General features: G+C 60.8%; 9 protein-coding genes, 2 pseudogenes and 2 riboswitches. Of the genes and pseudogenes, 4 read left to right on the top strand and 7 right to left on the bottom strand.

Annotated features, from left to right (window positions below):
- From MRY75_RS19435 to istB, 5 genes and pseudogenes are all read right to left on the bottom strand, one after another.
- Nucleotides 1-997, bottom strand: a 997-nt coding sequence (locus tag MRY75_RS19435) for a type II toxin-antitoxin system HipA family toxin (protein ID WP_292309630.1), incomplete at its 3' end; no start/stop codon positions are given.
- On the bottom strand, nt 990-1,325 hold the full coding sequence (locus MRY75_RS19430; RefSeq protein WP_065818596.1) for a helix-turn-helix domain-containing protein: 336 nt from the start codon (nt 1,323-1,325) through the stop codon (nt 990-992). The genes MRY75_RS19430 and MRY75_RS19435, both read right to left, overlap by 8 nt.
- 100 nt (nt 1,326-1,425) lie before the next feature.
- Nucleotides 1,426-2,139: a Fis family transcriptional regulator gene (locus MRY75_RS19425; RefSeq protein WP_160383816.1), complete on the bottom strand. Its 714-nt coding sequence runs from the start codon at nt 2,137-2,139 to the stop codon at nt 1,426-1,428.
- A complete protein-coding gene (locus MRY75_RS19420) occupies nt 2,136-5,243 on the bottom strand; it encodes an N-6 DNA methylase (RefSeq protein ID WP_292309629.1) in 3,108 nt (1,035 codons plus the stop codon). The genes MRY75_RS19425 and MRY75_RS19420 overlap by 4 nt, the downstream gene beginning before the upstream one ends.
- An 833-nt stretch (nt 5,244-6,076) precedes the next feature.
- Nucleotides 6,077-6,463, bottom strand: a pseudogene (gene istB / locus MRY75_RS19415) (IS21-like element ISPkr1 family helper ATPase IstB); the annotation flags it as partial.
- Nucleotides 6,464-6,648: 185 nt separating this feature from the next.
- A riboswitch (TPP riboswitch) is annotated at nt 6,649-6,767 on the top strand.
- Between the two features lie 191 nt (nt 6,768-6,958).
- Here istB and MRY75_RS19410 point away from each other — a divergent pair.
- The 3 genes and pseudogenes from MRY75_RS19410 to thiE form a co-directional block, all read left to right on the top strand.
- Nucleotides 6,959-7,351: pseudogene (locus MRY75_RS19410) on the top strand (phosphomethylpyrimidine synthase ThiC); the annotation flags it as partial.
- Entirely contained in the window at nt 7,348-8,151 is an 804-nt protein-coding gene (gene thiM, locus MRY75_RS19405; protein ID WP_292309628.1) for a hydroxyethylthiazole kinase, read from the top strand. The pseudogene MRY75_RS19410 and the gene thiM, both read left to right, overlap by 4 nt.
- Nucleotides 8,148-8,786, top strand: coding sequence for a thiamine phosphate synthase (gene thiE / locus MRY75_RS19400; RefSeq protein WP_088626495.1), 639 nt, complete (start codon nt 8,148-8,150; stop codon nt 8,784-8,786). The genes thiM and thiE overlap by 4 nt, the downstream gene beginning before the upstream one ends.
- On the opposite strand, the gene thiD is transcribed toward thiE, so the two are convergent.
- Both thiD and MRY75_RS19390 read right to left on the bottom strand, forming a co-directional pair.
- Nucleotides 8,775-9,581, bottom strand: a complete 807-nt coding sequence (gene thiD, locus MRY75_RS19395) for a bifunctional hydroxymethylpyrimidine kinase/phosphomethylpyrimidine kinase (protein WP_292309627.1) — start codon at nt 9,579-9,581, stop codon at nt 8,775-8,777. The genes thiE and thiD overlap by 12 nt on opposite strands.
- A complete protein-coding gene (locus tag MRY75_RS19390; RefSeq protein WP_292309626.1) occupies nt 9,578-10,027 on the bottom strand; it encodes an NUDIX hydrolase in 450 nt (149 codons plus the stop codon). The genes thiD and MRY75_RS19390 overlap by 4 nt, the downstream gene beginning before the upstream one ends.
- Nucleotides 10,028-10,061: 34 nt before the next feature.
- Nucleotides 10,062-10,178, bottom strand: a riboswitch (TPP riboswitch).
- 99 nt (nt 10,179-10,277) lie between these two features.
- Between MRY75_RS19390 and MRY75_RS19385 the strand changes: the two genes are divergently transcribed.
- Nucleotides 10,278-11,429, top strand: coding sequence for an HPP family protein (locus tag MRY75_RS19385; protein WP_036562978.1), 1,152 nt, complete (start codon nt 10,278-10,280; stop codon nt 11,427-11,429).
- Nucleotide 11,430 lies beyond the last annotated feature (1 nt).

Raw genomic sequence — 11,430 nt, 5'->3', positions numbered from 1 at the left:
CGACTGGCGTTGGATTCAAGTCGTAAGCTGGCGAGAGTGTCCAGCCCACCCTTCCCGCCCATAGGAACCCATGATTACGGAGATGGTCGTCCACGTTCGAGATCAGAACACAGTAAGCAACGCGCCTGTAGAGCTCAGCGGCATCCGTCTTTGCATGCGCGCCTTGCCCTCCCAAAGCGTCGACGATCTCAGGGTAACTACCGCGTTCCCCATCTCTCGAACCGGTCATAGACATGGCGGAAAGGAACGGAATTCGTTTGTTGCCCTCCCTGTCAAAACGCCTCGAAAGGAGCACGGCCTTACCGGCGACCTCGACGAGTTCGTGACTGGGGGTGTTGATCCCGGCACGTTCGGCAAGCCGAAGCGCGATCTCCTCCCAGGTCTCCATGCTGTATTCATCCGTTTCTTTCGGAAACTTCGCGATGGACAGATGACCATGTTGGTCGATGATCGACGCCTTAGGGCGCGCGCCTCCGAGTGAAGATCCTGGCGCAAAGATTAGTTGCAGGTCCTCATCGGTCTCCTCGTCTCGTAGGATGCGTTCGGTGACCTGTAGCAAGCGGCCGAGTTCGATGACGGCTGGAACGCCCGCCCGAATGGGAGCTTGGAACTCTTCTGCGCCCACGCGTCGAAAGCGCAGTGCACCTAGGCGGGTCTCATCAGCTACGCCGAGCAAGTAATTGGTTTCCGTAAGTGTGTGGACCTGTCTGCCTTCGCGGTCAGCGAGTCGACGCTCCGCACGCTGCATCAAGCGACGCCCCCAGGTATCCGGGGCTGAGTCACCGAGTGATCCGAAAATGGCTTGGCCTTGCGGTGGTGCAAAGCCGCCGCGTGTCAATGCGAGGGCGGGCTCGATTGAGAAGCGCTCAGGGTCATTGAGCCAGCCCTCGATATATTCGAACACAACGGTTTCGCTCCCGCGAACTAGGTTGGCGTGGGCGATCCCGATCGGTCGGGTTTGTCCATGAAGATCGATATGAACTTCTATATCACTCACGGGAGGACCGCCCTGACTTGTTTTTGAGGTGAACCCGTCGGGGTAGGTTTGCGCTTGCGAGAGACTGACCTATTTCATCACGGCTGATGTCAGCGATGCCGCCAAGGCCATCCAGCAGGCCGAGAGCTTGCAGAACAGAGGCGTAAATCCCGATTCCGACGTTCGAGTCGCCCGCCTCGATCTTCTGAAGGGTCGAGCGGGACGTGAAGGCGCGTTCTGCCACGACCGCCATGGGCAGTTTGCGTCGACGTCGTGCGTCGCGGATGTCTGACCCCAACTTGCGGAGCGTGCGTCGCACGGCAACAGAGGGATGGTGTGGAGTCGGCATAATTTGAAGCCTTCGCGCTACAGATTTACTGATTATGTAGCACGAAGCCTACAAAATGTCCATTACCGCCGGCCCGCTCCTCATCCTCGGTCCCTTGTTGTTATACTTTTGGACCTTTCGGCTTTTTCGTCGTCGTCGGATACCCGAACGGCAGAAAGAAATGGGCAACACGTATGTGGCCGTGAGAGGGCGCCAAGGTGGGGTCTCTCTCATGCTCTGTGTCGAAGTCGGCGGCGCTAAACAAAGCGGATGGTTGGATAACGGCTAAGCCGTCCGCAGCAGGCCGGAGCTTGAGTTCGGCGACCATTTCTTCCTGACTCAGCATTTCCCGAATGGGGGGAACTACATCCGGCTCGGGATCAAGAAGAACACCAACCATGGCAGCAACTGCTTGACGCCGACTATAAATTCCAGTGACAAAACGAGCCAAGCCATTTTCGCGTAGATAGTGGTCTCGGTGTCGTTTCTGCCTTCCTAGGCGCTTAAACTCGAAGACGAACTTTAGATCCTGGGTGGAGTCGTTCCAGCCATAGACAATATCGGTTCGGCGTTCTTCGATCATTGCGCCCGTCGCAGGATCTATCTCGCCAATGATATCCTCAGCTGCCCACATGCCGAGTAGGCCACGCTCGCGTGCTGTGTAATTTTCTATGTAGACCTTAAGTCGCTTCGTTAGCGCTGCTTCATTAGTTTTGGGGTTGAAGTCAGGCCGTGGCCGTTCAGCCAACTCGGTCCATGCTTGGCAAAGCGCTTCAACGGCTTCGGTCGCTGGCTGAATGGGGAATGCCGCAAACCAATCGTCGGCTGCTGTCACGCGGACACTCCCCGTTTTCCGGATGCAGCGCGGGCTTGTACCGTTCTTACAATTTGTTCAGCATCACGGAGTGCTTGCCGTATGGTCCAGTTGCGTTTGGTAAGCGGTCGCACGAGGTAAAGCGATTGATCGATCCAGATATGGGCATCCGGGACCAGCGTCAGGGAATCTCCTAGAGGAATGGCTCTCAGACCTGAAATGCGCAATTGCTCGAGTGTTTGCAGGACAAGCGCATCGCTTACTTGCGTCTCCACGACGGGCGCCGAGGTAGGCTTCTCCTTGTATGAGATGCGAACGATTCCAGATGGACCAGCTCGCCTAGGATCGCTGGTTACCACATCGACGTGGAAGCGTCCCTTGCCATGCGTTTTGGCTCGCCAATCCGTAAGTGATGTTGCAAGTGCACGAGCGTAAGTCTTGAAGTCACTGCGCTGAGCAGTGTGCTGTGCTGGTGTGTCGAGGCTCTTGAAACCACGTGGCCGGATGGACGGCATGAAAACATCGACTGTTTCACGGACAAGCTTCTGCTCCTCGGAGCCAAGGCCAAAATAGGAAAACACTGCCCGATCCAGCTTTGGCCTCAATTCTTCATAGCGCGCGCTTTGTTCAAGTTCAGGGAGTTCGGTGATTTCGGACACATGGCGAGAGACGCTCGACAGCGCTTCGGCTGCAACTGCCCCGTCGGGAGCATTCTCCGGCATAAAGAACGGAAACGTCTCGACGTCCTTGAGGTGAACACCATTGCGTTCGCACAGCATCTTCCAGCCACGCATCATCAGGAAGTAGCGCGCAAGACTTGAGCGTAGATATACGGCAACGAAGCTGAGAAGTTCAGCGTCCTCCTTCGGTCCGGAGATCACGCCGATGCTGTGGGTAAAAGCTGCGGGTCCATCATAGTAGACCGCTCGGACATTTAACTGCTCCCTAGAAAACCCATCCGGGAACAAGACGCGCGGGCCATCGAATACACTCAGCACCGACTCGTTTAGACCGACAACAGTGTCCTGGCCCTTTGGCCACGATGTAAGTAAGTCTGAGTGCAAGACAGGTGAACCAGCGCTCAGCGCAGCTATCGGTATAAACGGCTTGTCGCGGAGCGGTCCGGCGTTGACCGGCTCGCGACTCCTGTCGTTTAGATGGATCCCCTTTCGGTATATCCAGCGACGATATTCGTGAGGTCCGCGCCAGAAATCAGAAAATGTGCCGTGTGCGGACAGACGCGCCCAAATTGAAAGGTCGTTTGCATCGCCCCACATCATAGTCACGAGAAGTTGGGGGTCTTCCGCCACTGAGCGCGTTTGAAGATGATGTTTGTCGGCGGACTGCATTGTCAGCCGGCCAAGAGCAAGACTCATATCTGCTTTAGGCACGCAGTATTCGAAATTCTCATCGAAGGGGATTCTGCTCGGAAGCCGTTCTGGCCGTACAATGCCAAGGAAGACATGACAGGTATTCTCTGCAGTGGGGAAAAGAAGTCCCTGGAGATCACCAAAATTGATCAATCGTGACGGCTGATACTGTTCTAGCAGATGCGAAACGAACCCCGTACTGGACGGTCCGAGAAACTGCCCAATTGGCAAGATGAGACAGATTTGCCCCCCCGCCTGCAGAAAGTCTATCGCGCGCAACGCATACGCGCCGGCTATCTGGCGGCGCACAAATGGAGCTTCGGCACGTTCTGCCCAAGCGTCTGCGCTCGTCTTAGAGGAGCCTTCAGGTTCGGCCCATGGCGGATTCGAGATAATGAGCGAGAAGCGCTTACCGCTGAAAGCATGATCATCGCGGAAAAAGTCTGCTGCGTCCTCACCATAGGTAAGGTTTGAGCCGTTCAATGACGGCAGTTTCGTCCCCTCTCGTTCCTGCGCTTCCATGATGTCGGCAGGATTTAGGCCTTCCAGGAGCGACAAATAGAGACTGAACGCTGTGACACGGCAGGCCATAAAATTGATGTCGCCGCCAAAAATACGACCTCGGAGCAGGTCTGCGCGTTCGCGGAAACTCAGTTGACGCCCTTCGCGTGCTTCTGACAGCGCGATCAGCCGACGATAGGCCGTGGTCAGGAGTATGCCGGAGCCGCATGCACCGTCAAAAATCGTTTCAGAGAGTGGGTCGGATGAATTCGTGAACGCCTGGTCGACCGCGAGCATAGCAAGGTGACGTGGCGTGTAATACGCGCCGTCCTTAGCCTGCTGTTCATCCGATAAGAAAGACTCGTAGAGACCAGAAAGTAACTCGACCGGAATATAGCTGAAATCGTAGTTCCAAAAATCACCTTGGCCGGTTCGCATATCAGTGCGCTGTAGAAAGCGATTGATCAGGTTAAAGCCGTCATCCGTAAGTTTGGTCCAGGGATCGTGGCGATCATCTCCCATGAAGTCGCCATTGAAATCCGATCGAAGCGCGTCAATCAGTGTTCTGAGTCCAGCCCGATCTTTCTCGGCGATCAGATGATGGAGTTGAGAGACTTGGCGGCGATCGCGGTAAGTGGCGCCGACTATCTCGCGATGTTCCAAATAGGAGACGAACAGAATCTGGCCCATAAGCAGCTCGGCCAGATGACGGCGATCGTGATCCTTCGATGCTCCCGAGAGGCCCTGATCGGCAAGCTGTGAGACGACAACGGAGAGGTTCGCGAGCAACTTTCGGTCGACTCGCGCCTTTACATCAAACCAGTTGGGAACGCGCCGGGAGACATTGGCAGAGGCTATGTCGAGCGCAGAGAAAGGACCGTCCGGTCGGGCGTCATCAAGGATAAGCTGTTGGCCTGCGTTACGCAGCTTTCGGGCAGGCACAGCTAGGGCTGTGTCGCCTTTGATTTCAATGACTATAGTAGCAAGATTTTGATTCCAAACACGTTTGCGGATTTCGTCGAGCGCTTGAGACGAAAGAGGATCTCCATCTTCTCCTACGAACACGACGGTAGGCACCCCCTCCACGTCAAAGACCGCGTGAGCACGTATTGGACCTTCCGGTCTCAGGAGGGTCTTGAGTTCAAGTGCATATGGATGAGTTTCGGGAACGTCATCGCCGCGACGATGCAAGACGGCAGGTTCAGCATTGTAGCCGAGCCTCTCCAGCCAATTCTGCATCGATTCCGCGCTCATAGCTATTGCTCATCTAAAGTCTCGCCAAGCGAGAACATAACAGGAACAAACAAGTTTAACAAAGGGGTTTGCCAAATCGACTTTGGCAGATTTCCGCCAGCCCTCATGCAGAACGCCTCTGGTCAGACTCAGCTGCTTTGGCTGGTGCTTTCGAGCCTTCAGCGCGGTGCAGGTTCGCCAGAGAAAAGAGGTCGAGTTGTCCGCGGCCTGCGGCGACATCAGGGAGCGCAAACCCAGTTCGCAGTACGCGCAAGTGTGGGTCAAGGCGGATCAGTAGCGCATCATCTTGTGCTATCAGGTCTTCCTCATCAAGGATCGTCCATTGGTCCGGGGTCATAGCCACCCGATGTCCCCACAATGTAATGAAGGATCGCTTTCGCAGATCGGACCGCAAATTGATGAAAGATGTTCTGTGCGCTTGCAGTTCAAGATGGAATCTCTCACGCAGAAGCACCGCAATTCTCAACACTAGAATCGTCTGCCAAGTGAATTTGGCAGGGGAACCCTTCTTCTTTGGTCGGACATCGGCTGGTATCAGTGCACGCCTACTGGTCCACTCGCGAAGTTTATCCGTCGAAAGGCCAGTTAGTTCGGACGCCACTTGTGTCGGGACGTATCGCAGTGGGACCCTCCCCGAGAATGGGCACCATACCCGATCTTGACTAGAGAACGGGTATCATGCCCGTTCTTCTCAGTAAAGACTCCGGTTCCTCTCTCAAGCAGGCTCTCATCTAGAGTCCTTTGCCCTGCTGAGCACGCTATCTGTCAATCGGCACACAATCTTGACCCCTTATCGGCGTCCAAAAATGACCCCCTTGGAGCGTGAGTGTCGGTCATTCTCGGGTCTTGAAGCGCCAGCTCTCGTTGCCGGTTTCGACGATGTCGCAGTGATGGGTCAGGCGGTCGAGCAGCGCAGTGGTCATCTTCGCGTCGCCGAAGACCGAAGGCCATTCCCCGAAGTCGAGATTGGTCGTCACGATGATCGAGGTGCGCTCGTAGAGCCGGCTGATGAGATGGAACAGCAGCTGGCCGCCAGTTTGCGCGAAGGGGAGATAGCCGAGCTCGTCGAGTATCAGGAAGTCGAGGCGGCAGAGCAGGTCTGCTGTGCGCCCCTGTCGGTCGGCACGGGCTTCGGCATCGAGCTTGTTCACCAGGTCCACGACATTGAAGAAGCGCCCCCGTTCCTGGGCATAGGCCCGCAGCGCGTGGTGGCCGAGGCTGCGCTGACGGCGGCGCGAATTGACGATGGCGGTATGATCGAAGCGGGACATGCTGAACTCCTTTGGTTGAGTTCAGCCAGTTCAGCACAGATGGATCGCCCCGCCGAAATCATCCGCTGGAGCGGTAACGATAATGGCCCCTCTTATCGTGCGTTGACATTTGCGCGCGCCCAGAACAGCCTGCGGGCACTCACCCGGGGGGTCTCGACAAGAGGCTGAGATACTGCTGGCACCTGTGCAGCGCAGTGACCCGATGAACCTGATCCAGTTCACACTGGCGTAGGGATGGTGCACTGGCCGCGCGGGCCCCGACCACTTTCGTGGAGGGCTATTCCCACGCCGGCAATCCCATTCGGCGCGGAACTGGGTCTCCAACGCTTTGAGCTATGGAGCCTACGACCGATGAAAGACCTCACCCCAACCGTCACCACGGGCCCGCTGCCCGCTTCGCGCCGTGTCTGGCACGCGGGCACTCGTCACCCCGACATCCGCGTGCCCAAAGAACACCTCGGCCTGCCCGACCGCGACGACGTGAAGGTGGGGGTCATCACCTACAAGATCGCGGCCCATGCGGCGGACCTGGCCAAGGGGCATCCGGCGGCGCAGATCCGCGACGACGCGCTCAGCCGCGCGCGGTTCGAATTCAGGTGGGAAGACCAGTTCAACCTTTCGCTCGATCCCGAAACTGCGCGTTCGATGCATGACGAAACCCTGCCGAAGGAGGCCCATAAGGTCGCGCATTTCTGCTCCATGTGCGGGCCGAAATTCTGCTCCATGCGGATTTCTCACGATATCCGCGCCGAAGCGCAGAAGGACGGCATGGCGCGCATGGCCGAGAAATTCCGCGACGGCGGAGCGCTTTATATCCCACTGGAGGACAAGGCATGAGCCAGGCACCGAACACCCTTCTGACCGCGCTGCGCGCCACGCCGCCGCTGGTGCAGTGCGTCACCAACTACGTCGCCATGAACATCGCCGCAAATGTGATGCTTGCAGCGGGGGCCAGCCCCGCCATGGTTTCGGACGTGGAAGAGGCCGAGGAATTCGCCGGGATTGCCGGAGCCGTGACCGTGAACATCGGCACCCTGTCGCCGCCCTTCGTCGCCGGAATGCAGGCAGCGATCCGGGGGGCGCGGGGCGCGGGGCGGCCCTGGGTGCTGGATCCGGTGGCCTGCCAGGCGACGGCCTATCGGCGCGAGGTCGTGCAGGCGCTGGTGGCCGAACGCCAGACGATCATCCGGGGCAATGCCTCGGAAATCCTGTCGCTCGCCGGGGAAGCCAGCCGGGGGCAGGGCGTCGACGGGCGTGATCCAGTCGCGGCGGCGGAAGAGGGGGCGCGTCGGCTGGCGCGCTCCAGCGGTGCGGTTGTCGCGGTGACGGGCGAGGTCGATTATGTCACCGACGGCACCCGCGCAGTGCGGGTCGAGGGTGGTTCGCCTTTCATGCCGATGAACACCGCCCTGGGCTGTTCGCTGACCTGCCTTTGCGGGGCCTATGCTGCGGTGGCCGACGACGCCTTTGACGCCACCGTCGCGGCGCTGGCGCATTTCGCCGTAGCCGGGGCGAAGGCGGGTGAAGGCGCGGCAGGGCCGGGAAGCTTTGCGCCACTGTTCCTCGATGCTCTGGCTGCGGTCACGCCGGAGGCGCTGGCGCGGGCGGCGATCCGCGATGCGGCGGTGCTCGCGTGAGGTGCTGCCCCGACCTCTCGCTTTACCTCGTGCTCGATCCCGGCCTCTGCGCCGGGGTCGGCGTGATCGCCACGGCCCGCGCCGCTGTGGCGGGCGGGGCGACGGTGGTGCAGCTGCGGGACAAAGCGGCCGATACGGAACGGATGATCGAGACGGGCCGCATGCTGAAGGCGGCGCTGGCGGGGACCGGCGCGGTGCTGATCGTGAATGACGACGTGGAGGCCGCCATTGCGATTGGCGCAGACGGGCTGCACATCGGCCAGGGCGACATGGCCGTGGCCGAGGCCCGCGCCCGGATCGGTGCGACGATGGTGCTGGGTTTCTCGGTCGAGACGCCGGCGCTGGCGGCATCGGTCGATCCGGCGCTGGTCGATTACATCGGGGCCGGGCCGGTCTTTGCCACGCCTTCCAAGCCGGATCACAAGGCCCCCGTGGGCTTTGACGGGCTGGCGGCGCAGGTTGCGGCCAGCCCGGTGCCCGCCGTGGCGATCGGCGGGCTGAAGGCCGAGCACGTGGCGCAGGTCCTGAAGGCCGGGGCGCAGGGCGTCGCCGTGGTTTCTGCCATCTGCGGCCAGCCCGACCCCAAGGCCGCCGCCCGCGCCCTGAGGGACAGGATCGACGCGCTAACCGTCTGACGCCCAGAGTGCGTGGAAATGATGCACCGGCCCGTGTCCGTGACCCACGTCCAGTGCATCGCTTTGGGCCAGCGCGGCATGCAGATAAGCCTTGGCGCGGGTCACGGCCCCGGGCATGTCGTGATAGGGCAACAGCGCGGCAATGGCCGAGGACAAGGTACAGCCCGTGCCGTGATCGTTGGTCGTGGTGATACGGGGCGCGCGCAGCGTCTGCGTACCTTCGGGGCCGGCCAGCAGGTCGGTACTGTCCGCGCCCGACAGGTGCCCGCCCTTGAGCAGAACGTAGTCGGACCCGAGAGACAGGAGTTCAGGCAGGGCGGCGGTCATGGTCACGGCGGTCCAGTCGTCGGGACGGTTCAGCAGGACGGCGGCCTCGGGCAGGTTCGGTGTGATGACTGCTGCCAGAGGCACCAGCGCCTCGCGCAGTGCCGAAACCGCCGGCGGGTCCAGAAGGGCATGACCGCTTTTCGCCACCATCACCGGGTCCAGCACGATGTTGCGCGCCGCGTGATGGCGCAGCCGGTCGGACACCGCGCGGTCGATCCCGGCGTTGGCGATCATGCCGATCTTCACCGCGTCGATGCGCACGTCGTCGAAGACCGCGTCGATCTGGTCGGCCACGAAAGCGGGATCGAGCGCCTGAAACGACCGCACGCCGCAGGTGTTCTGCGCAACCACGGCGATGACGACCGAACAGGCATAGGTGCCAAGCGCGGAGAAGGTCTTGATATCGGCCTGAATACCCGCGCCGCCCGAGGGATCGGTGCCTGCAATGCTCAGAACATTGGGGATCATGCCGGCACCTCTGCCATCAGGGCGGCCGCGTGATCCGCAAGCTCGGCCACATCGCGGCTGAGCGGGAGGTGGCCTTCCTTCAGCGCCGTGATCTCGATCCAGCGGGCCTCGAGCGCGTCATCTGCGGCAATCGGGTCTCCGGCGGTCCAGCGGCACAGGACGGCGACCAGGATGAAATGGCGGCGCAAGGTGCCGGTGCCGTCGTGATCAAAGGCGTCGAGCGCCGTGATCACCCGCAGCGGGTCTGCGGAAACGCCGGTCTCCTCGGCCAGTTCGCGGATGGCTGCGTCGAACAGGGGTTCGCCCGGGTCAATCCTGCCGCCGGGAAATCCCCAAAGGCCCGCATCGGGCGGATTGGCGCGACGCACGAGAAGCACCTGGGTGTCGCGCACGACTACGGCGATGGCCGCCGGGATCGGGCGTGGGTCTGTCGGTTGATATGGCAAGGCGGCCTCGTCATGCTGAGGCCGGCAAGGGCAAGAGAGCGCTGCGATCCTGTCCCTTCGCCGGCATGATCCGGATCAGGTTCAAAGGGTCACCGCGCTGCAATCGCCAGCGATATCTCAGCCCCTTGTCGGGACACCCCTAGGTGAGCGGCAGCTTATCAGGCTGAGCGCCCGGTTCAATGCCGGGCGGATGTGCTTGCGCCTGCCGTCGCTTGCTGAAACTTTAGGCAAAACAGACAAGGCAGCAGTCATGGAGTCCCTGTTCCGTTCGCTTGGCCCGGTTATTGGCCGCCCCTCGCCAGCCGAGGCCCTTCGCGCCGGGATCGGCGCCCTGATCGGGCTTGGGGTGACGGGCGCATTCCTGTTGTCGCCCGTGGTCGACCTGACGCTCGGCCTTTACCTGATTGCCCCGTTCGGTGCGACGTCGGTTCTGCTGTTCGCAATGCCCAACAGCCCGTTGGCGCAGCCGTGGTCGGCGGTGGTGGGCAACACTCTCGCGGCACTGGTCGGTGTGGTGGTCTGTTCCGCGGTCGCTGACCCTGTCCTGCGGATCGCCCTTGCGGTCGGGCTGACGATTACGGTCGGCATCCTGTGTCGCGCGATCCATCCCCCGGCGGGTGCGGTCGCCATGACAGCGGCGATGAGCCCGGAGGCGGTCGAGCGACTTGGACTCTGGTTCGCGATCGCGCCCGTCGCCACAGGCACCCTCGCGCTGGTCGTCTGTGCTGCGATCTACGCCCGGCTCACGGGGCGCAGATATCCATTCCGCCAGTTCGATGAGCCAAGTCGCCACCGCACCGAAGATCCCGATCCCGCCAAGCGCATCGGGCTGTCCCGAGAAGAACTGAAAGAGCTGCTGGACCGGTATCGCCAGTCGTTCAATCTGGGTGTCGAAGACCTGGCGCGGTTGATCGGCGCGGCCGAGTTGCAGGCCGCCGCGCACCGGACAGGTCCGCTTCTCGCGACCGACGTCATGTCGCGTAATCTGGTGACCATTGGCCCAGACACTCCGCTGTCAAAGATTGCGGACCTGTTCAGACATCATCGCTTCACATCGCTTCCGGTGACCGGGGTCGAGGGGCATTATCTTGGCGTGATCTTCCAGATTCACCTGATCGACCGAGCGCGCGAGGATGCGCTTCGGCTCGACCGTGGCTATCTCGCGGCGTTTCGGCGCCTGATCGACCAGGATCGTACGCAGCCGGTCCGAGCCAAGGACATCATGAGCGTCGCCGGGCCTCGGGCGGTACCGGCGACTCCGGTCGGAGTGCTCCTGCCGATGATGGCCGATGGTGATGTCGATGCGGTGCCGGTCCTTGAAAAGGGCCGGATCGTCGGCATCGTCACCAGGACGGATCTCATCGCCGCCCTCGCGCGGTCCGGTTTGCGAGCCCAGGACTGAG

Origin of the sequence: Marivita sp. (assembly GCF_022763305.1) — a bacterium.
Classification (GTDB): Bacteria; Pseudomonadota; Alphaproteobacteria; order Rhodobacterales; family Rhodobacteraceae; genus Marivita.
Note: the sequence above shows the minus strand (reverse complement) of the source record. Positions and strands in the feature narration are given on the sequence as shown.